24 protein-coding genes are annotated in these 21,352 nt (G+C 57.6%); 11 read left to right on the top strand and 13 right to left on the bottom strand.

The features are described 5' to 3' along the window. Positions 1-150: 150 nt before the first annotated feature. From BUE18_RS25870 to hcp, 11 genes are all read left to right on the top strand, one after another. Positions 151-1,308 (top strand): HlyD family secretion protein, encoded by a 1,158-nt coding sequence (locus tag BUE18_RS25870; protein WP_073479035.1) that lies wholly within the window; start codon positions 151-153, stop codon positions 1,306-1,308. Beyond that, entirely contained in the window at positions 1,305-2,243 is a 939-nt protein-coding gene (locus BUE18_RS25875) for an ABC transporter ATP-binding protein (protein ID WP_211482845.1), read from the top strand. The genes BUE18_RS25870 and BUE18_RS25875 overlap by 4 nt, the downstream gene beginning before the upstream one ends. Then, complete coding sequence (locus tag BUE18_RS25880) at positions 2,240-3,214, top strand: ABC transporter ATP-binding protein (RefSeq protein WP_073479036.1); 975 nt, start codon at positions 2,240-2,242, stop codon at positions 3,212-3,214. Before BUE18_RS25875 ends, BUE18_RS25880 begins: the two co-directional genes overlap by 4 nt. After that, entirely contained in the window at positions 3,211-4,344 is a 1,134-nt protein-coding gene (locus BUE18_RS25885) for an ABC transporter permease (RefSeq protein ID WP_073479037.1), read from the top strand. Before BUE18_RS25880 ends, BUE18_RS25885 begins: the two co-directional genes overlap by 4 nt. A 2-nt stretch (positions 4,345-4,346) precedes the next feature. Beyond that, on the top strand, positions 4,347-5,474 hold the full coding sequence (locus BUE18_RS25890; protein WP_073479038.1) for an ABC transporter permease: 1,128 nt from the start codon (positions 4,347-4,349) through the stop codon (positions 5,472-5,474). A 14-nt stretch (positions 5,475-5,488) separates the two neighbouring features. Then, positions 5,489-6,859, top strand: coding sequence for a TolC family protein (locus BUE18_RS25895; RefSeq protein ID WP_073479039.1), 1,371 nt, complete (start codon positions 5,489-5,491; stop codon positions 6,857-6,859). Between the two features lie 37 nt (positions 6,860-6,896). Next, the gene (locus BUE18_RS25900; RefSeq protein ID WP_073479040.1) at positions 6,897-7,514 is read left to right on the top strand and encodes a CBS domain-containing protein; all 618 of its coding nucleotides are present in this window, start codon (positions 6,897-6,899) and stop codon (positions 7,512-7,514) included. 11 nt (positions 7,515-7,525) lie between these two features. Next, complete coding sequence (locus BUE18_RS25905) at positions 7,526-8,062, top strand: HPP family protein (protein WP_073479041.1); 537 nt, start codon at positions 7,526-7,528, stop codon at positions 8,060-8,062. 84 nt (positions 8,063-8,146) lie between these two features. Further along, complete coding sequence (locus BUE18_RS25910; protein WP_073479042.1) at positions 8,147-8,680, top strand: hemerythrin domain-containing protein; 534 nt, start codon at positions 8,147-8,149, stop codon at positions 8,678-8,680. 10 nt (positions 8,681-8,690) lie between these two features. Beyond that, positions 8,691-9,860, top strand: coding sequence for an FprA family A-type flavoprotein (locus BUE18_RS25915; protein ID WP_073479043.1), 1,170 nt, complete (start codon positions 8,691-8,693; stop codon positions 9,858-9,860). Between the two features lie 58 nt (positions 9,861-9,918). Continuing rightward, entirely contained in the window at positions 9,919-11,565 is a 1,647-nt protein-coding gene (gene hcp, locus BUE18_RS25920; protein ID WP_073479044.1) for a hydroxylamine reductase, read from the top strand. Positions 11,566-11,634: 69 nt separating this feature from the next. Here hcp and BUE18_RS25925 read toward each other — a convergent pair whose 3' ends face one another. The 13 genes from BUE18_RS25925 to BUE18_RS28160 all read right to left on the bottom strand — a co-directional run. Continuing rightward, positions 11,635-12,990, bottom strand: a complete 1,356-nt coding sequence (locus tag BUE18_RS25925; RefSeq protein ID WP_073479056.1) for a multiheme c-type cytochrome — start codon at positions 12,988-12,990, stop codon at positions 11,635-11,637. Between the two features lie 82 nt (positions 12,991-13,072). Next, positions 13,073-13,627 (bottom strand): cytochrome c3 family protein, encoded by a 555-nt coding sequence (locus tag BUE18_RS25930; RefSeq protein WP_073479057.1) that lies wholly within the window; start codon positions 13,625-13,627, stop codon positions 13,073-13,075. Positions 13,628-13,752: 125 nt separating this feature from the next. After that, positions 13,753-14,070 carry a DUF2958 domain-containing protein gene (locus tag BUE18_RS25935; protein WP_073479045.1) on the bottom strand — a complete coding sequence of 106 codons (318 nt, stop codon included), beginning with the start codon at positions 14,068-14,070 and terminating at the stop codon, positions 13,753-13,755. Between the two features lie 94 nt (positions 14,071-14,164). Continuing rightward, positions 14,165-14,812, bottom strand: coding sequence for a tyrosine-type recombinase/integrase (locus BUE18_RS25940; RefSeq protein ID WP_083611300.1), 648 nt, complete (start codon positions 14,810-14,812; stop codon positions 14,165-14,167). Positions 14,813-14,915: 103 nt separating this feature from the next. After that, positions 14,916-15,278 carry a hypothetical protein gene (locus BUE18_RS25945; protein WP_073479047.1) on the bottom strand — a complete coding sequence of 121 codons (363 nt, stop codon included), beginning with the start codon at positions 15,276-15,278 and terminating at the stop codon, positions 14,916-14,918. Position 15,279: 1 nt separating this feature from the next. After that, positions 15,280-15,876, bottom strand: coding sequence for a hypothetical protein (locus BUE18_RS25950; RefSeq protein WP_139264951.1), 597 nt, complete (start codon positions 15,874-15,876; stop codon positions 15,280-15,282). Positions 15,877-15,894: 18 nt separating this feature from the next. Next, positions 15,895-16,683, bottom strand: a complete 789-nt coding sequence (locus BUE18_RS25955) for a hypothetical protein (RefSeq protein ID WP_073479049.1) — start codon at positions 16,681-16,683, stop codon at positions 15,895-15,897. Between the two features lie 6 nt (positions 16,684-16,689). Beyond that, entirely contained in the window at positions 16,690-17,520 is an 831-nt protein-coding gene (locus BUE18_RS25960; RefSeq protein WP_073479050.1) for a hypothetical protein, read from the bottom strand. Continuing rightward, positions 17,492-18,319: a PD-(D/E)XK nuclease family protein gene (locus BUE18_RS25965; RefSeq protein ID WP_073479051.1), complete on the bottom strand. Its 828-nt coding sequence runs from the start codon at positions 18,317-18,319 to the stop codon at positions 17,492-17,494. The genes BUE18_RS25960 and BUE18_RS25965 overlap by 29 nt, the downstream gene beginning before the upstream one ends. A 139-nt stretch (positions 18,320-18,458) precedes the next feature. Then, a complete protein-coding gene (locus tag BUE18_RS25970) occupies positions 18,459-19,190 on the bottom strand; it encodes a hypothetical protein (RefSeq protein ID WP_073479052.1) in 732 nt (243 codons plus the stop codon). Further along, positions 19,187-20,668: a hypothetical protein gene (locus BUE18_RS25975; protein ID WP_073479053.1), complete on the bottom strand. Its 1,482-nt coding sequence runs from the start codon at positions 20,666-20,668 to the stop codon at positions 19,187-19,189. The genes BUE18_RS25970 and BUE18_RS25975 overlap by 4 nt, the downstream gene beginning before the upstream one ends. Further along, positions 20,616-21,143, bottom strand: coding sequence for a hypothetical protein (locus tag BUE18_RS25980; RefSeq protein ID WP_073479054.1), 528 nt, complete (start codon positions 21,141-21,143; stop codon positions 20,616-20,618). Before BUE18_RS25980 ends, BUE18_RS25975 begins: the two co-directional genes overlap by 53 nt. Further along, on the bottom strand, positions 21,140-21,352 hold a 213-nt coding region (locus tag BUE18_RS28160; RefSeq protein ID WP_211482846.1), incomplete at its 5' end, for a hypothetical protein. The genes BUE18_RS25980 and BUE18_RS28160, both read right to left, overlap by 4 nt.

Genomic DNA, 21,352 nt, shown 5'->3' on the forward strand with positions numbered 1-21,352 from the left:
CCAAGACCGGGGATGTGCTTATCTGCGACATCGCCGAGCCTCATGGAGTGCGGGCGGACACCGATATGCGGGTTTTGGTGACCATCGCCCCGCCCATATGAGGGCGGGCAGCACGGAGATTGACAAGAAAGCCCCCACAGGAGGCGGTTCATGAAGAAGAAAATCATTATTCCCCTGGTGGCGCTGGCCGTTGCCGGGACTGTGGCCGTGACCCGGTTCCTGGACCGTGACGGCCGGTCCGATCCCAACGCGGTTCGGGTATCCGGAAACATCGAGGTGACGGACGCCAGGCTGAGTTTCAAAATCCCGGGGCTTGTGAGCGAGAGGCTCGTATCGGAAGGCCGGAGGGTGGAGATGGGCCAAGAAGTGGCCCGCCTGGACAAGACGGACCTGGAGCAGGAATCGGCGTTGCGGGAGGCGGAAGTCGAGGCGGCCCGGGCTGCGCTGGATGAATTGACGGCCGGGTCCCGGCCCGAGGAGATCAAGGAGGCCGAAGCCCTGTACCTCCAGGCCAAAGCCGCCCTGGATGAGTTGCTGGCAGGGTCCAGGCCCCAGGAGGTGGCGGCCGCAAGGGCTGCGGTGCAGGGAGCAAAGGCCGAGGCCGACCGTTGGCAAGGGGAGTACGAGCGCCAGAAAAGTCTGCACGAACAGGACGTGGTTTCGGACCAGGATTTTGAACGCACGCGGGCCGCGCACGAGGCTGCTCAAAAAAGGCTCCAGGAAGTCACGGAAAGACTGAACCTGGTCCTGGAGGGGCCAAGAAAGGAACGGATTGACCAAGCCCGCGAAGCCGTAAAGCAGGCCGAGGCCCGCCACGCCCTGGTCAAGAAAGGCCCCCGGGAGGAAGCCATCCGGAAGGCGCAGGCCCAGCTGGAGAAAGCCAGGCAGGCCCTTGCGTTGGCCCGGACCCGCCTGGGCTATGCGGAGTTGAGCTCCCCTTTGTCCGGGCTGGTGCTTTCGGAGAACGTGGAGGCGGGAGAGTACGTCTCTCCCGGAACGCCCGTGGTCACGGTCGCGGACATGGAGAACGTCTGGATGCGGGCCTACATCAACGAGGCCGACCTGGGCAGGGTGAAGGTGGGCGACAAGGTCCGGGTGAGCACGGACACCTATCCCGGGAAGGTTTATGCCGGGACGGTTTCCTTCATCTCATCGGAGGCGGAGTTCACGCCAAAGAACGTGCAGACCCAGGAGGAGCGGGTCAAACTCGTTTACCGCATCAAGGTGGAAATCGCCAACCGGAACATGGAACTCAAACCGGGGATGCCGGCCGACGGCGTAATTCTACTGGGAAGGGCGGGTGGATGATGCAACCGGCAATCGCATCCGAAAATCTCTCCAAATCTTTCGGTCCTGTTGCGGCGGTGGACGGACTCACCCTGTCCGTGGACCACGGGGAGATTTTCGGCCTGGTGGGGCCGGACGGCGCGGGCAAGACCACGACCATGCGCCTGCTGACCTCCATCATGGACCCGGATTCGGGCCAGGCCCGGGTCTGCGGAAGGGACACCGTTTCCGAAGCCGAGGCCGTGAAGGAGAGGATCGGTTACATGAGCCAGCGGTTCGGCCTGTACCCCGACCTCTCGGTCATGGAAAACATGGAATTTTACGCCGACATCTACGGGGTGCCGCGCAAAGGGCGGGCGGAAAAGATCGAGCGGCTCCTGTCCTTTTCCAACCTGACGCCCTTCAAGAAACGACACGCGGGAAACCTTTCCGGAGGCATGAAACAAAAGCTGGGCCTTGCCTGCGCGCTCATCCACACTCCCGAGGTCCTTTTCCTGGACGAGCCCACCAACGGCGTGGACCCGGCCTCGCGGCGCGATTTCTGGCGCATTCTGTACCAGCTGCTCAAGGAGAAGGTGACCATATTCGTATCCACCGCCTACCTGGACGAAGCGGAACGGTGTAACCGGATCGGGCTCATGCACGAGGGAAGGCTCATGGCCCTGGGCACGCCCGGGCAGGTCAAGAAGCTCATGCGCGGGTCCATCGTCGAGGTGCGGGCCGCACGTCCGCGCCAGGCAAAGGAAATTCTGAAAAAAAGCCTGCCGGACGCCGAGGTGGGTCTGTTCGGGGACCGGGTCCACGTGGTCACCGATACGCCGGAAAATACTGAGGCGGAGACGATCCGGATTCTTTCAAAGGCGGGCGTGGAAGTGTCCGGCGCACGTCTCATCGAGCCCTCGCTGGAGGATGTTTTCGTGTCCGTGCTGGGCAAGGATGGAGGAAGGCGCGAATGACCGTCACGGATACGAAACACGCCGTCACCGTCCGGGACCTCACCAGGCGCTTCGGTTCATTTACCGCGGTTGATCGCGTCTCCTTCGACGTGTCGCCCGGGGAGATATTCGGATTCCTGGGTCCCAACGGAGCGGGCAAGTCCACCACCATCCGCATGCTCTGCGGCATTCTGGCTCCCACCTCGGGCGCGGGCTCGGTGGCGGGGTTCGACATCATGACCCAGAGCGAAAAGATCAAGGCTCACATCGGATACATGAGCCAGAAGTTTTCCCTCTACGAGGACCTCACCGTGGAGGAGAACATTGATTTTTACAGCGGCATCTACCGGATACCCCGGGAAAAAAAGAAGGAGCGCAAGGAATGGGTGATCGAAATGGCGGGGCTTGCCAGCCACCGGGACGCCAGGACCGCCATCCTTTCCGGAGGGTGGAAGCAGCGCCTGGCCCTGGGGTGCGCCATTCTGCACGAGCCGCCCGTCATCTTCCTGGACGAGCCCACCTCCGGCGTGGACCCCATGAGCCGCCGGAAATTCTGGGACCTCATTTATGAACTCACGGGCAAGGGCGTCACGGTTTTCGTCACGACTCACTACATGGACGAGGCCGAATACTGCGACCGGATCGGGCTCGTGTACCGGGGGGAGCTCATTGCCCTGGGGACACCGGAGGAACTCAAGAACGAGCACATGAAGGAAGATGTCCTGGAGGTGGCCTGCGACCGGCCCCAGGACGCCATGGAGGCTGTCGAGAAGGTACAGGGCGTGAAGGAGGCGGCCCTGTTCGGCAGGGGCCTGCACGTGGTGGCGGACGATGCGGGAAAAACTGTGGGGGCTTTGAGAAGCTTCCTGGAAATGGAAGGGTATCTCCCCACCCGGGTTGAAGGCATCACCCCTTCGCTGGAGGACGTGTTCGTCTCGCTCATCGAGGCCCGGGACCGCGCCCAGCAGCCGCAAAAGGAGGTGGCCGGATGAAACCCATGAGGATTTTCGCCGTGGCACGCAAGGAGTTTCTCCACATTTTCCGGGACCCCCGCAGCCTTGCCATGGCCATCGCCATCCCCATGCTCCTTCTGGTGCTTTTCGGGTACGCCCTCACTCTGGACGTGGACGACGTGCCCATCGCGGTCTGGGACCGGGACGCCACTCCCGCAAGCCGCGATTTCATCAGCCGTTTTTCCGCGTCCCCGTATTTCACCATCGTCCGGCATGTGGACGGTTATGAAAAGGCCCGGCACTGCATAGACTCGGGCGAGGCCCTGGCCTTTCTCGTGATCCCGGAGGATTTTTCCGAAACCGCCTCGACCGGGCAGGAAATCCCCGTGCAATTCATCGTGGACGGGAGCGACTCCAACACCGCCACCATCGCCATGGGCTACGCGGACACCGTGGCCGCGACGTGGTCCCGCAGGGTCATGATGGAATTGGAACAGAGGCTTGCCGGTAAATCCTCCTCCCTGCCCGTGGATATGCGGCCCCGCGTCTGGTTCAACCCCGACATGGAATCGAAAAACTACATCATTCCCGGGCTCATCGCGGTCATCATGATGGTGATTGCGGCGCTTTTGACATCGCTGACCGTGGCCCGGGAATGGGAGCGCGGCACCATGGAGCAGCTCATCTCCACGCCAGTGAAGGGGCCGGAACTGATCCTGGGAAAGTTTCTGCCCTACTTCGTCATCGGCATGTTCGATGTTTTTTTGGCCGTGCTCATGGGCGAGTACATGTTCCATGTCCCCCTTCGCGGCAGTGCGGCCCTGCTTTTCTTCATGGCGGCGATCTTTTTGGCCGGTGCGCTCTCGGTGGGCATGCTCATTTCCATAGTCACAAAGAGCCAGCTTCTGGCAAGCCAGCTGGCCATGGTGGTGACCTTTCTGCCTTCGTTTCTCCTGTCCGGGTTCATGTACGCCATTGCCAACATGCCCCGGCCCATCCAGGTCATGACACACTTGGTCCCGGCCCGGTATTTCGTGGCGCTTTTGAAGGGCATCTATCTCAAGGGCATCGGCCTGGAGATTCTTTTCGTGGAGGCAGGGCTTCTGGCGGTTTTCGGTATCGTTGTGGTGCTTCTGGCAAACGTCAAATTCAAGAAGAAGCTGGTGTAGCCATGTTCGAGCGTATCAAGCACATGCTCATCAAGGAGTTCATCCAGATATTCCGCGACCCCAAGATGAAGGGCGTGATTTTTCTCATGCCCATCATCCAGGTTCTGGTCTTCGGTTATGCGGTGACCACGGACGTGAAGCACGTCTCCACCGCCGTGTGGGACCTGGACAACAGCCGGGCCAGCCGGGAACTCGCGGCCCGGTTCGAGCGGTCCGGGTATTTCGACATCCTGTTTCATCCCGAAACGGGCGAGACCGTTCAGGGCCTCATGGACCGGAGCGAAGTCCAGGCCGTGCTCCACATGAACAAAGGATTCGGGGCCGATCTGGAAGCCGGGCGCACCGCGAACCTGCAAGTCCTCGTGGATGGAACCGACTCCAACACGGCGGGTATCGTGCTCAACTACTCGGCCAAGATCGTGGGAGAATACTCCGAAAAAATCCTGGTCACCCGGATGGAGAGGCTCCTGGGCAAGGCCCCTTCGGGCGGCGTTACGCTCGCCACCCGGGCCTGGTTCAACGAAAACCTGGAGAGCCGCAACTTTTACGTGCCCGGCGTGATCGCCATCATCGTGATGCTCATTACGCTCATGCTCACCACCATGGCCGTGGTCCGTGAAAAGGAGATTGGCACGATGGAACAGATCATGGTGACGCCCATCACCCAAAAAGAGTTCATCCTGGGAAAGACCCTGCCGTTCGCCCTCATCGGGTTCGCGGACGTGATCCTCATCACAGTGATCGGCGTGTTCTGGTTCCATGTCCCCATCCGGGGAAACCTCCTTTTGCTTTTCGCCAGCACGGCATTGTACCTCATGACGACCCTGGGGGTGGGGCTGCTCATCTCCACGGTGAGCCAGACCCAGCAGCAGGCCATGATGAGTTCCTTCTTTTTCTATTTTCCGGCGGTGCTGCTTTCCGGCTTCATGTTTCCCATCGCCAACATGCCGGTGGTCATCCAATGGATCACCTACCTGAACCCCTTGCGCTATTTTCTGGTCATCGTCCGGGGCATTTTCCTGAAAGGGGTCGGCCCCCAGGTGCTCTGGCCCCAGATGGTTGCGCTTTTGGTCATGGGGCTCGCCATACTCTGGCTGGCATCCAAGAAATTCAAAAAAACATTGTCCTGACAGGAGGCTTCTCCATGTTTCCCATATTGAGAAAAAAGAAATCAAGACCGTGGAGGGCGCTGCTGCTTTCCGGCTTTGTGCTGTTGTTCGCCCTACAATTCTTAGGGCCGGTTACTGTTTTGGCGGAGGATGCGGACGTTGCGGAGCGAGCCCTGGGCCTGGAAGATTGCGTGCGCATCGCCCTGGAGCGGAATCCTCTGAAGCTGGCGGCGTCCGAGGGTTTTTCGGCCGCAAGGGAGAAGGCTGAAGGGGCCAGGGCACATTACTACCCGGAGGTGGATGCCAGAACCGGGTACAGCCGGTGGCAGAGGCATGCCTTTCTCCCCAGCGACCTGGTTCAGCCGGGCCTGTCCACCCAGATCGGTCCCACCGATGACTGGGTCGCCTACGTATCGGCCCGTCTCACTCTTTTTGACGGAGGCCGCCGCAGGGCCATGCTGGAGGAAGCCAGGGCAAGGAGAGGGGCTGCCGAAAACGAGGTGGACAGGGCTCATCAGGAGATCATTCTGGGTGTCCACCATGCGTTTTTCAGCCACTTGGCGGCCATGGAAACCATGGACGTGGCAAAGGGGAGCCTGGCGCGGAGCAGGGAGCATCTGGAACTGGTGGAAAAGCGAAGAAAAGCGGGCGCGGCCGTCAAGGCGGAAGTGCTGAGGGTGCGGGTGGAGGTCGAGGACGCCGGGCTTGGCCTTGTACGCGCCGAGGCCCTGGTGGAAACGACGCGGGCCGGTTTGAACAGCGCCATGGGCCTGCCTGTGGATTCCTTAATCCGGGTGGACCGGGAAATTCGGGAATTTCAAAAGCCTGATGATTCGGACATGGAGGCGGCCTTTTCCAAGGCCATCCAATCACGCCCGGAAATCCTCGCAATCCAGAACCAAATAGATGCGGCGAAGTCGGGAATCCGGGGGGCGAAATCCGCGTTCATGCCTCGGGTTGAAGGCGAGGCTGGTTATGGCTGGCAGGATGATGAGTTCGTTCCGGAAGACCAGCAATGGCTCGCCGGGGTCAGCGTACGGATACCCATCTTCAACGGTTTTGCCGACACGCATGGCCTTGCCGCAAAAAAGGCCGAGTGGCGAAGGCAAAAGGCCCTTCGCGAAAAACTGATTCAGGACGTGAAAAGGGAGGTGTGGAACAGCCACCTCAGAGTGCTGGAAGCATTCCGGTCCGTCCAGGCATCGGAATCTCTTGTGCGGAGCGCGGATGAGAGCCTGCGGGCCGAAAGGCAACGTTACGGTTCGGGCGCGGGAACATTGAGCGACCTTTTGGATTCGGAGCACATGGTGCTGCGCGCCCAGGCCGCATTGGTTACGTCCCGGCTCGACTATCACATGGCCGAGGCCGACTACGGAAAATCCATCGGGTCACTTGCCGAAAAGTAAAAAGGCAAGACTTGCGTCCCCTCTGGAGGAGAACATTATGACAAGCAAAGACCAATGCGGAATCTTCGGAGCATCTTCCGTGGAAATGTCTGATGAGGACATTCTCGCCGCGATGAAATCCATCAGCGGCTACATTGACATAACGCCTTCGGATTTCCAGGAAATCTATGGAATCGCCTACCGCCACGCCATCGAAAGGCTGTCCCATCTGGTGAAGGCGGAGGACATCATGACGCGGAAGGTTGTTTCCGTCGGGCCGGACACTCCGTTATCCGAAGCGGCGAGAAGGATGGATGAGATGAATGTATCGGGGGTTCCCGTGGTTGACGAGACCCAGACCGTCGTCGGGGTCATTTCCGAGAGGGATTTCCTGTTGAAAATGGGAGCCGAGAAAAACGGATCATTCATGGCTGTGATTGCCGAGTGCCTTTCCAATCGCGGATGCGTCGCCATGCCGATTAAAGGAAAAACGGCAAAGGACATCATGACTTCTCCGGCAATCACCGCCCAAAAGGGAAACACCATATCCGAGCTTTCCAAGATGCTTGCGGAGCATCGGATAAACAGGGTTCCGGTGGTGGATGACAAAGGGCGTCTGGCTGGAATTGTTTCACGCGGCGATATTGTTGAATCCTATTGCGCCAAGGTTTTTTAGGAGGCCCTGTCATGAGCTTTTTTAGGAAAATGAGGGGCCTGACGAAAAGCCCTCCGCGTGTCAGCCTGTTTGAGATGGTTTGGTCGTGGATCGGCTCATTCCTCGGCATCGCCGTGATTGCCTTCATCCACTACCAGTATTTGGACAGCTTTGACATGGCCTTGATTATAGGGTCATTTGGCGCATCCGCCGTTTTGATATATGGTGCGGTAAGGAGCCCGCTGGCTCAGCCACGAAACCTCATCGGCGGACATGTCCTGTCGGCCATAATCGGTGTGACGGTCTATAAGATTTTTTCCGGTCAGATGTGGTTGGCCTCGGCGCTGGCTGTCTCCACTGCGATTTTCATCATGCACGCGACCAAGACCCTGCATCCTCCCGGAGGGGCAACAGCGCTCATCGCCGTGATCGGAAGTAACAAAATCCATGGCCTCGGGTATCTGTACGCGATCATTCCCGTAGGACTGGGCGCGTTGGTCATGCTTATCATCGCCCTGATCATAAACAACATTCCTGAAAAACGGCGTTACCCGGAGTTTTGGCTGTGACGGGTCGTTTTGGAAAGTTTGATGCCATAGCCGGACATGCCGTTCAGGGAAACCGGAATCAAACCAAATGATGGAGGCTGAACAATGAAACCAAGAGGCCCTCTCATGATCGAGCATCGGCTCATCGAACGCATGCTGGAAATCGTCCGCAGGGAAATCTCATCCATGAAGGACACCCGAGACGCGGACCCGGTTTTCATAGACACGGTGGTGGATTTTGTCAGGACGTATGCGGACCGGACCCACCACGGCAAGGAGGAGGACATCCTGTTCAAGGAACTGGCGGGAAAGAAAATGTCCGCCTCCGACCAGGCCCTCATGGAGGAACTGGTGGAGGAGCACAAGTTTGGGCGCAAAACAGTCAAGGCTCTTGTAGACGCCAAAAACGAATATGCCGCCGGAAACCGCGAGGCCGTTTCCGCAATCATCGAGCAACTGGAAATCCTGGCCCGGTTCTACCCCGAGCACATCCGCAAGGAGGACAAGGTCTTCTTCCCGTCCACGGAAAAACTTTTCAGCCAGGAGGAACAGGACGCCATGTTGGAGGCTTTTGGGGAGTTCGACCGGAAGATGATTCATGAAAAATATGCCGCATTAGTGGAACAACTCAAGAGATAAGGAGGACAAGATGAAACCAAGACAGATCAAGGAAGGTATTTTCTGGATGGGCTCCCTGGACTGGGACCGCCGTCTTTTTGACGCCCTGATTCCTCTGCCGGACGGCACCACCTACAACGCCTACCTCGTCCATGGCCAGGACAAAACCGTCCTGTTCGACACGGTGGACATCCCTTTGGTATCGGAAATTCTGGATCAACTCCAGGACGTGGAAAAGATAGACTACGTCATCTCCCACCACGCCGAACCTGATCATTCGGGCGGGGTGCCTGCGGTCCTGGAAAAATATCCGGATGCCAAGGCCATCTGCACGGAAAAATGCAAGGCCATGCTCATGGACCGTTTTGAAATCCCCGAGGACCGGTTTCAGACTGTGGCGGATGGCGAAACCCTGGATCTGGGCGGCCGGACTTTGGAATTTCTGCACATGCCCTGGGTCCACTGGCCCGAAACCATGGTCACCTGGCTGAAGGAAGACGGGATTCTCTTTTCCTGCGACCTCTTCGGCTCCCACATCGCCAGCACCGATCTTTTCGTCAGGGACAAGGCCCGGGTCTTCGAGGCGGCCAAACGCTATTACGCCGAAATCATGATGCCTTTTGCCAAGCTCATCGCCAGACACCTGGAGCGCTTGGCCTCTTATGACATCCAACTCATCGCGCCGAGTCACGGCTCCCTTTATGATGAGCCCGCCTTTATTCTGGACGCCTACCGGGAATGGATATCGGGCAAGCCCCATAACCTGGTGGTTGTCCCTTACGTGTCCATGCACGGCAGCACCCGCATGATGGTGGATTTTTTGACCGATGAGCTTGTTCAGCGTGATGTGGGCGTGATGCGCTTCGACCTGTCCGAAGTGGACATCGGCAAGCTGGCCATGGCCCTGGTGGACGCGGCCACCGTCGTGATCGCAACGCCTACCGTGCTCACCGGCCCGCATCCCAAGGCACTGTATGCGGCGGCCCTTGCTAATCTCATACGGCCCAAAGCCAAGTATGCCTCCATCATCGGGTCTTACGGGTGGGGCACCAAGGTGGTGGATCAGGTTGCCGCCGCCCTGCCGAACCTGAAGGTCGAGATTCTGCCGCCGGTTCTGGGCAAAGGAATCCCGAAAAAAGAAGAAAAGGCCGCCCTGTCGGATATGGCCGACCAGATAGCGGAGCGGCATCGGCAACTTTAGTCTGTATCATCCGGGTATCCACAAATCTGATTTTTCACACTCAACAAGGAGGAAGACCATGTTTTGTTTTCAGTGTCAGGAAACGGCGAAAAACCAGGGGTGCACCGTCAGGGGCGTCTGCGGTAAACCCGAAGAGACGGCGGACCTTCAAGACCTGCTCATCTACGCTTGCAAGGGCATCGCGGTCTGCGGGGAAAAGCTGAAGGAAAAGGGCGAGGTGGACAGAGATGCTGGTCGCTTCATCTGCGAGGCCCTTTTCACCACCATTACCAACGTGGCATGGGACGATGACGTGCTCATCAACCGGATCAGGAAAGCGCTCAAGGTCCGGAACGGCCTCAAGGAAAAGGCCGGTGCCGACCTGGCGGGCGATCTCCCGGATTGCGTCACCTGGGTATCGGATGACAAGGATGAAATCGTGGCCAAGGCCAAGTCCGACGAGGTCCGCATCACGGCAGCCCAAAACGAAGATGTGCGCTCTCTCCGCGAACTCCTTATCATCGGTTGCAAGGGGATCGCCGCCTATGCCGACCATGCCGCGATCCTCGGGCAGGAGAAGGACGACATCTACGGTTTTCTCATGGAGGCCCTGGCTTCCACCACCAAGGACCTTCCCGTGGATGAAATGATCGCCATGGTCATGAAGGCGGGTGAGACTGCGGTCGCCACCATGGCCCTTCTGGACGGGGCAAACACTGCGGCCTACGGGAATCCGGAAATCACCGAGGTTAACATCGGTGTCCGGAACAATCCGGGCATCCTGATCTCGGGCCACGACCTCAAAGACATGGAGGAACTGCTCAAGCAGACCGAAGGAACCGGGGTGGATGTTTACACCCATGGGGAAATGTTGCCCGCCAACTACTATCCGGCCTTCAAGAAGTACGACCACTTCGCGGGCAACTACGGCGGGTCGTGGTGGCATCAGAACAAAGACTTCGAGTCCTTCAACGGCCCCATCATTTTGACCACCAACTGCCTGATCCCGATCAAAAAGGACAACACCTACCTGGACAGGCTGTTCACCACCGGCGTGGTCAACTATCCGGGTGCGAAACACATTGAGATGCGGCAGGCCGGAGGGGCAAAGGATTTTTCTCCGGTGATCGAGTTGGCGAAAACCTGCCAGCCGCCGGTGGAGATCGAATCCGGCAAAATCGTGGGAGGATTCGCCCACAACCAGGTCCTCGCCCTGGCCGACAAGGTCATTGACGCTGTGAAATCGGGGGCCATCAAGCGCTTCGTGGTGATGGCCGGATGCGACGGCCGCCAGAAGGCGCGTGGATATTTTACCGAGGTGGCGGAAAATCTGCCCAAAGACACGGTCATCCTTACGGCGGGGTGCGCCAAGTACCGCTATAACAAGCTCGCCCTGGGCGACATCGGCGGAATCCCCAGGGTTCTGGACGCAGGGCAGTGCAACGACTGTTACTCCCTGGCCGTGATCGCCCTGAAGCTCAAGGAGGTGTTCGGCCTGGAGGACATCAACGAACTGCCCATTTCCTACGACATCGCCTGGTACGAGCAAAAGGCCGTGGCCGTTCTGTTGGCCCTCCTGTTCCTCGGGGTCAAGGGCATCCGCCTGGGACCGACCCTTCCGGGCTTTCTATCCCCGACCGTGGCCAATGTGCTGGTGGAAAAATTCGACATCAAGCCCATCGGCACGGTCGAGGAGGACATCGCCGCCATGATGGCAGGGAAGTAAGACGCGAAAACACGCCGGCCCCCTCCCGTGGCGATGGGAGGGGGCCGTTTTCGTTTGTTACAAAACAAATTATTTGCCGCTGAAAACCTCCGGAGGCTTTGTGGTGCTGCCAGTAGCTCCGGGAAAGTCCTTTGCCTTGTATGCTTTTTCTCCAGATTCCAGCATGGTTCTCGCCTCGTGCATGAAGGAGTTATAGCGCTTCTTGCACTCATAAAAACCGTGCCACCAGGCATAGTCCGGTGCCATCATGGCCGCCCCCATCCTGGCCCTTCGCCCCTCATGATGCCATAACTCGTAGAACTCCACTTCCAACGCCTCATCGAAAAAAGGCGGCTTGGCCAAAACGCCCTTTTCGTAAAGTTGGGCCAGCATTTCATTTGCCGGGGCGAAGTAGACCGAATCATATTCAGCCACGACACTGTCGAATTTGTTGAAGTGACCGTCCACCCAGGTTTGCCCGTGGCACTGCATACACACGGCCTTCATCTTTTCCCGCTCCGTCTCGTGGTTGGTCTTTGCGGGAAAGGGCTTGAAATCGGAAGGCCGAACCGTTTTGGGGGCCTGGATTTCCCAGGCAAGGCGCTCGGTGACATCGTGACTGGTCAGGACCGTTCCCGCGCCGGACATATGACAAGAGGCGCAGGTGGGTGCCCGGTAATCCACTCCCGGGGTCCATGTGCCTGGGGCCGCGTCCCAATTGTATTGATCGCCGAATGCCGTGTAGATGTCGCCGTGCTTGGATTCCGTGAAGATTTCAATCTGCGGGTGGTCGGGACCCAGGTGACATTGGCCGCAGGCTTCGGGTTTGCGGGCCTCCATGACCGAAAAACGGTGCCGTGTGTGGCAGCTTGTGCATGACCCCTTGCTTCCATCCAGGTTAACCCGCCCCACTCCCACGTTCGGCCATGTGGAAGGGTCGAGCCCGCCATCCTTCTGCTTGAGAACCGTGCCGTGGCAATGGAAACACCCGCTTTGCCGCTCCAGGCTGGAGTTCATGCCGTCATTCAGCCACGGGTCAATCTTCCAGATAATCTCTATCGTATTGGCGTGCTTACTTCTGGAATACTGGGTCGCCTCGTCAGGATGACAGCGGGAGCAATCCTTGGGCGTGACCACCCCGGAAACCGGCACCCTGTATTCCTTGGAGCCGTAGGGTGAATCACTCTTCTCATATTGTTTGAAATGGCTCTGGCTCACATCCGGGTCAAAGGATTCCGCCTGATGGCAATCCAGGCAGGTAATGTTCGCGCTGGCGTGCCTGCTGGCGGCCCAATCCGCGAAAATGCCCGGCTGCTCCTTCTTATGGCATTCGATGCAGGCCACGGCTTCCTTTGGCATGCTCCGCTCAATGCGGTATTCCTTGACCTTTGGCATGTTCCCGGCCTCAGGCCCATTCCCGAATGGCAATAAAAGCAGCGCGGCCAGGGCAAGGACAAAACACGCGGCCCCCACTGGGTTCAAGATATGTCTTTTCACAATCGTCCTCCTTCTTTTTTTTGGGGTGCGGCTATAGCCCCTGCCCGCGATAAGGGGGTTGGTATTGTTTGTACGCATAAATTTCCCGTGGCACATGGACCAGGTTCCTGTGGCAGTCCACACAGCGCTTTTCATAACCCGGCCGTGGGTAGAGCACCGAACGGTGCGCCAGCATGGCACCCCGTTTATCCGGGATGTATAAAATGTTCCTGTGGCATTTTTGGCACTGGCTGTTCTTGAATGCGGCGTATGCGTTCTCGCGCTGCTCCTGCCGGTCATATTCGTTGCCCATCACATGGGCGGCAACATCCTTGATGCCGTGAGCGGTCTTTGCATAGAAGAAATTCCAGGTGTCATGCGGAGCGGGAAGGTGGCAGTCCATGCAGTCCGCGACAAAACCCTGGGCATTGTTCACATGGGAAGAGGTTTTCCAGTCGTTATAGGCAGGCCGAATCTCGTGGCAGGACGCACAGAATTGGGGCGTAGATGTGCGGACCATGGCATAGTAGGTCAGAGAAAACAGGGGGAAGCCCAAAACCAGACCCAAAGCGATAATGAGCATTGGCTTGGTAAGTTTTTTTAGCATGGCCACACCATCTCGCCAGAAGCAAGAAATAATTAAAAGGCATCACCTTAAAAAAATGGATTGTTGAATTGCAGTATAGCATGCAGAAGCAAAATTAAGCAATGCGATTATGCCAATAACCTTCTTCAAGACCTAACCCCCTTCACCTCCCTCGCGGGCCTCACTCGCCAGGCGTCCTCCGCTTCGCAGTCCACTTCAAGCCAGCCTACCTTGACGGACTTGAGTTCGGAGAACGACACATACCCCCACTCCGCGTTCAGGTAGTCTCCGTTCAAGACCGCGTACCCGAAGAACAGGTCGTCACCGTCGTATTCGGCAATGTACCAGTGGCATCCGCCGATGAAGAAATGAAGATAGATCAGCTTGTCCTCCACCGGAATGCCCTCGGTGTCGTACAACCGGGGTATCCGGGCCAATCTCTCGGGACTCGGGATGTTCCACATGATGCACCTCCTTGTTGTTGATGGTTTCCCAAAAGTACGAAACCGCCCCCGCTTTGCGGGGACGGCTCCACCGTCTTCGCGTTTCAGTTATTCGCTATTCGGCCATGGCGTTGGCCAGGTCCTGATTCTGTTCGGGTAAAACATCGGCATATAGGGCGGTCATGTTCAGGGACGCATGGCCCAACTGCTTTTGAACGAACCGGAGATTTTGAGTCTTCGCCAGGAGGATGGTCGCGTATGTGTGCCGCGCCGCATGGATCGAATAACGCCTCGACAACCCGGCGGCCTCCACGGCTTTGCGAAAGGACAGGTGCAACGCGGTTTCCGTAAAATGACCTGACCGGCCCATGAACAGCGGCGCACTTCCATCCACCGGCTCCTGCCAAGCCTTCCCCTTGTGCGCGACGTATTCCTTGAGGTGCTTCACGATCCCCCGATCCAGGTACACATCACGGCGCTTGCCACCCTTGCCGCTCCGCACCACAAGGTAGGTCTCACGGCCGGTCAGGTGCAGATCACCGATGTTCAGGGCGGCCAGTTCGCTCACCCGTAGGCCGGAATGCAGGGCCAGGTGGACCAGCACGTACCGAGTCACCCAGGTCTTCCGCCCCTTGGCCTGGTCAATGATGGCCTGGTCCTCGCATACCTTTAGCAACTGTCGCACCTCCTCGCTGGACATGAATTTATCTCGACTGATCTGGTATAGTTTCACTGGAAACACTCCTCCTGCCTCCGGTTCCATGCGGCACCGGCTGAAAACGGATGCGGATTTTTAGGATTGCATACCGGATTGTTATGAAAACATGGCGGATAATGCCGATATTTTTAAGAAAATGGATATTCTCTTAAAAATCGGCGGCGCCTTTCACCCATTCAAAATGCGCGGCCCCGATCCAGTCATCCCGGTCCTTGAGTTTGTACGTCGCCCCGTTGAAAAGCTTCGACTCGTACACCTGGCCGAGGACCAGGCCGTTGTCGTGGGGTGCGTCACCGGTTGGAAATTCGCAGCACAGGCCCCCGCACCCCACGTACCGCAATTTTCTAACGCACGGCTTTGCCTCGAAAAGACCATCCATGAAATCCGGGGCGATTTGATGGATGATTCTTTTTATGGTCCGGGCCTTGATGGTGGGGCAGTCGTCGAGTGCCCGGCGCAGGACCAGATGGAACAACTCTTCCTTCTCGAATCCCTCGTAATGCTCACGCATGTCATTCTCCTTTGAGCAGGTTCGCAAATTCTTCCAGTTCCACGTCATCCACATCCGGCATACCCGAGACCTTTTCCATAGAAGCAGCTAAACGGTTCCGGTCCTGTTGACCAAGGGCCAACCCAGCATAGAAAGCCAGTGCCGGCCGGACTTTCGGTTCAAACGGCATAATGGCATCCCCTCCGAAAGCCTCAACCATGTGCCGAACCGCCAGCCGCTGCGCCCACAGATCGAACCCGATGAAATCCGGGGTGGTCACGGGGTTGATGATGACCTCGCGCAGAAAATCAACGTCCTCACTGTTGATGGCATCGAGCACCTTGCCCATCAAAGGTGGAATGGGGTCGGCATTCCCGATGATCTTTTCCACCAGGAGATCATGAACCCAGGATGTCGGACTCAGCATTGTTCTGATCCGCACAATGGTCGCCAAGTCTCGATCCTTCAGGTGCTCCGGATCATGAACGGACAGAACCTTCAACGGATGCGCGGTTTCCTGGAGAACCATGGCAATCTCGAAGAGACTTGCGTTTTCAGGCAGGTCGTAGCACCCGCCTTTGCTTTCCGTGTCTGCCACCATGAGGGCCAGGCGTTCCATGCAAAAGCCGCACATTTCTTAAAGTTTCTCCATCATGGGATTCACGTACTCAACAAAGGCATTCCGATAACGGGTCACGGGTTCATCACCGGGCAGAAACCGGCCGGACCCGATGAACCACAACACCTTGTCCACCACGGCGGGGGGCTCACCCACCAGCCTGCCCATGTGCGCCAAAATTTTGAAGGATTGAAACGTGTCCCACTCCCTGACGATCCCGCATTCAATGAAGATGGTCAGCACGTGGATGTCCGGTTTCGCATAATCCGTGTAACCCATTTCCCTGAGCCAATCGCAGGCCAATGGGAACCCCATGCCGTAGATAAACCTTTCAATAATGATGGGCAGTCCGGCCAGGGCAATGGGGTGATGGGCAAAACCAGCCACGAAATTCTCGAACCCGGAGAATGTGCCGATCCTCGACAGGAACAACGCCCCGGACAAAAGACCCTTCGTGAAGACAACCCAATAGCTGCCCTCCCGGCTCATGTCCATGGGGCCGGGCGGGGTGTACCCTTCCCGGATGGCGGTAAAGAGCCGACGCCAGTCACCCCCGTACTTGTCGGCGGTGCGCACAGGATCGAACCCAAACAGAAACGGTTCGAGGTCGTCCACGTCGCCGATGGTGGCGGGCATGCCCCGCTTGTTGCACAACGAACGAGCAAACCGCCAGAACACCTCTTGCATGTCCGTCACTTTTGCGTAACGGGTGAAGGCGAGCAGTTCCTCGACGTCCCGGCCTGCAATGGCTTCCAGAAAATCCCGGGCCTCCCGATACAGGGTTACCAATTTTTTGTCCGATACCATGCGCCGCTATTGCTCCCGTATCCATGCCAGAACATCGTTGACGAGATTGAAGGGGATGGTGTCCAAGCTGTCGAACTCCTCCTCCCAGTCTTTAAAGAAATCCTTTGCGGGTATGCCTTTGCGTTCCAGTTGACCACGGATGTAGGCGACCTGTTTGTCGGTGGCGCACCGCACGGATTCATCGCGGTGTTCATACTCAGCATTGTTATGAGTTCGGGGCGGTGTCTGGGTTTGAGCCTGCCGTGTTGGAATCGTTTGCCGCTGCCGACCATTCCCATTCTCCCCGTTGAGGTGAGGGAGGTCCTCGATGTCCTGGGTGAAGATGTCACTCGCAGCGGTGGCTATGAGCACCGCCGCCACGAAGGCCCGTTTTTCGGCCATTTTTTCGAGGGTGTTGGCCACATCATATGGATTCATCGTCCGGTACTTTGATTCATAATTATTGCACACCCCGCCTACATTTCGGACCCATGCCTCGCCGGTGGGGATGTGGACAAGGGAGCAAGACGCCCGGTACTCCAGGAACCCTTTCGTTGTGCCGGTGATCTTTCTCCGTGTCTGATATTCGATTTTCTCCCATTCCACTGTCCGGTCGGGATCGTCTCGCGCCACCGTTTCGAATCGCGGTTCCAATCTGAATGCCTGGCACAATTTTTCGGCCCCGGCTTTCCAAAGGGAGGGTTTCCGGCATCCGGGTATCACCCCGAAGTGAACCCCCTCCGTCATGGCGTTGTCCTTGATGTCCAGAACCTTTCGAGCCTGTTGGACAATCTCATCCGCAGTCCATTCATGCCTTACCGTTTGTCCATCAGCCGCTTGCTTGAGCGGTATCGCCATTTTTCTTTCCTTTCTTTTTCAGGGGGACCACCCGGCGCGCGGCCATGAGTTCCTTTTTCAGTTCCCGGTAGCAGATGTCCGAGACGCCGCAATATTCCTCGCATGCCCAGGTGCGGGCATAGGGCGGCATGGTTTCGGATTCCAGGGCCTCGTACAGGGGAACCAGGTTTTCCTCCATGTACCGGTCCACGGTCATATAGGTTTTCTTCGTTGAGGTTTCGGCCCAGACTTCCACCGGGCAAATGCGCGTCTCCTCCATGCTCATGTACACGACCTCCAATTCCTCGATGTCGTGAGGAACGAGCCAGGCATAGAGGTTCACCTGCACCCGGTGGTTTTCGTAGGCGAGGATGAGGCGGTCTTTGTTCAGGTAAGAAGGGATGTTCACCGTGGTCTTGTAATCCTTGAGCACCCGTTGCGATGGAACGATCAGGTCCGGGGTCCCCTCCACGCGGATGCCTTCCCAATCTTTTTCAAACCGTGTCTCGATCACGGCATCATCATGCAGTGCGGCCTCCTCCATGACCTTGTGCGCAATTTGGCCACGGAACGCCCAGTACATACCGGACGGATACACCCAGGTGTCGTAATGCTGTTGAATGAACGCGGCCCGATGGCAACCGGAGATCATGGTCACACTGATGCCGACCTTATTTTTGATGTTGTCAATCATCCCGGCGATCACCGCCTCGTCGAACGGGCAATCGAGTTTCCGATTCAATCGGGACCGGGCGCATTGGAGGCATTCGTCAAACGGGATTTGTTCATCGGTCTTTTCGCAGAAGAACCCTTTCACCATTGGCTTTCACTCCTTTCTGTTGTTTTGACGATCCACGGAAACACCCCTTCGGCATGTGGCGAATCCGCCGCTTGCTTCAAAAGCGGCATGCCGGATTTGATTGGGATCGTCGGAAAAACGACACGATGTCGTTTTTGGGTTAGGTTTGGTCGGCCAGCTTTTCCAGGTAGAGCGTTTGGAGATTGTTGGCCACCAGGGCGGACAGGATTGAATGTACTGGATGGGGGTGGACCTTCCCCTGGTCCGCCATTTCCAAAACGGCGAAGAAGGAATCGTACAGACCACGGGTTTCCGTTAGCCCGGCGTCGAACAGGACGGCCCGCACCTTGGGGTCCACGAGGAAGAACACGGGGTGACCAGCCAGGTTCAGAAACCGGCACGATCCCGAGAAACCGAGGCCCGGTATTTCCTTCTCCAGGACCAGTGGCAGGGACGAGGCAATCATGCAGTCCTTGCGGGCGTAGAACTCCTCCACGAACCGATGGAATCCCGATGCCGTGTTGCAGGCCATCAAAGTCCGGGCCCCTTCCACTACGCCGTGTACGAAGGGTTCCATCCCTTCCGCCGGCCACCCTACCACCATCTTTGAAAGGCGTCGTTCCAACCGGCCGGGCTTCTCGGCGCAGGCCGCTACCTTCTTAGGATTGATTCCGAACAAGGGTTTTGCCAGAACCTCGATGTCGGGGACATTCTTCCGGACTGCCTTGGCTTCGGCGAGGATGCCCACCACCAGCCGGAACAATCCCGGCATGGACCGCACCTTTTTCACCTTGGGCACCCGGATCAATTCCTTGAATGCCGCGTCATCCACATGTTGGCGAACCAAATTCATGGCCACATGCAGTGCGGTTGCGTAATCAGGATTGATCATGAGCCGCCCTCCAAGAGAACCACATCCTTGGCCAGCTTCTCCCAATTCCGATGCGTATTGTGCTGGACCTTGAGATAAACTAGGTGCTCAAGCTGTCGATCCAGGGACCTTTCCAGATTCGAGTTCAACGCTGACAATCCATCGCTCACCAGAATTGCCCATCGAACACTCTCCTGGGTCATGTGCTCGGCCACCACGTTGAAACTGGTCCCGCCCGTGGTAAACAAACACCGCTCGCCGTGGTCCACCTCCACGACCTTCGTAGAAAATTGGAAGATGCGGCCGACCACATGGAGGATGGATTGATAAATGTACGGGATGAACATGTAATACTTCGACATGGACCCGGATACGTCCACGTACAAATCCACGGCCGGTTTCTCCATGCCGTAGAAATGCTGCCAGAGGACCGGAGCCGCGCCCGTGGCCATGTGAAAGGCATCCTTGCGGGTGACCGTATGCGGCACCGTCACCGAATACCCCTCGTGCTCGCACACAATGGCCCGCTGGCTGACGACCCCGCCGATCAGCGTTTCCACCATCCGGACCTTGGCATCGTTGAACATTTCAAACTTGGTCCGGATTTCCGGGATTTCGCAGGTGGCCAGGATCATCTTCACAATCGGATCGTTGGGTGAAATGTCCGGGATGGCATGCACCTCAACGCCTTGCCGATCCGGGTGGTTCATGGCGGGCATCTCCGTCTGGACCGGCCCGTGTTCGTGGTTGGCTATCAACGGAGGGATGTTTTCCATTGCCTCGGTCATGTCCTTTGATTGTTGACGATTCTCCCTCTGCTTGGCCTTCCACCATTCGAACACCAAGTGTATCCACTGGTGAAAGCCGTTGTATTCATCGCGCTCAACATGTGGTTCCTGGATCGCGGCCAGCAGTTCAGCCGCCTGCCAGTACATCGAAGCGTGAGCGTCCTTGAGAAGGTTGCGGCCCTCGGCTTTGTAGGCAATCTCCTGCCAATCCACCGCGCTGTGCCTCCCAGTGAGGACCAACTGCATGGAGTCCCCGTCCGAATAGAATCTTTCCGGCAGGGTGGACAGAACCTGGCGTCTGGCCATGGCATTGATGTACACGTCCTCGGCCCAATTCCGTAATGCCGGCGGATATTCATGCCCCACCAAATCAGGCCACAGCTTGTGCAGGATCAGGTGATTCCGTTCGTGCAGCAGAATGAACAAAACGTCCTCCGGGCCGGTCATGTGTTCCAGGAAGAAGTCCGGGGACAAATGAACGGTTCCTTCCAGGAGGTTGACGGATGCGGTTGGGATGTCCGGGTCAAAGACGATGCGGCTCACGTACCGCAGGATGTTCGGGATGCGTTCGGACCCTTGGCTGCATGCTGACCAGTAGGCGAACAAGTCATCACTGGCCAGCATGTTCACCAGGAGACGGGCCGCCGCATCATGGTCACTACTCCTCAGCGCCGTCTTGATCCGTTCCATCTGCATCAGCAGGGGATTCATCGGCTCCTCCTTCAATCAGTTTGGCGTCCTTGACAAATTTCTGGATGATGGATTTCAGGACCCCGAGCTTCTCCAGGGTTTCCATCGTGGGGTTGATGACCGCCGCGTCCAATTGGTATGGCCCGATGTGCTTCTTGATGGACCAGAATCCCTCGGTGGTGTACTCGGCCCACGGGATTTCCTTGGTCGCCCGGCCGTGCATGGCGACGTGCGGCAGACTGGCATGGACGACCACCAGCACCTTGGTCTTGCCGGACGAAAGGATGAGGCAGCAAACGTCGTCGTGGGTGCATTCCTTGATGATTTCCTCGCTATACGGCACGTCATCCCAGTATGCCGGGATTCCCGCCTTGTCTAAGGAATAGATTTTGGGGAAGACCTGATCCGTGTCAAACCAGTATGTTTTAACGCCGTCGTTTGTGATGTTCGCCCAGCCGTTGGTCAGGGCCTCGCTCTGAAAAATCCTTTCAGTCATGACACTTCTCCTTTCAGATTTTCGATGATGTTGTGGATTCGTCCCGGGATTTCCAGGACAGGGGTGCCTTCTTCAATGAGGGTCAATGTGGCGAAACGGGCTGCCGCCTTTTCCATCAGGGTCCGCGACAGGTCATGCTCGATCACCCCCTTTCCTTGGAGTATGGGTAAGCGCCTCAGCACATCGCGCAGCAATTGCGGTTGCCGTTC

It is taken from the genome of Desulfatibacillum alkenivorans DSM 16219 (assembly GCF_900142135.1).
Taxonomy (GTDB): Bacteria; Desulfobacterota; Desulfobacteria; order Desulfobacterales; family Desulfatibacillaceae; genus Desulfatibacillum; species Desulfatibacillum alkenivorans.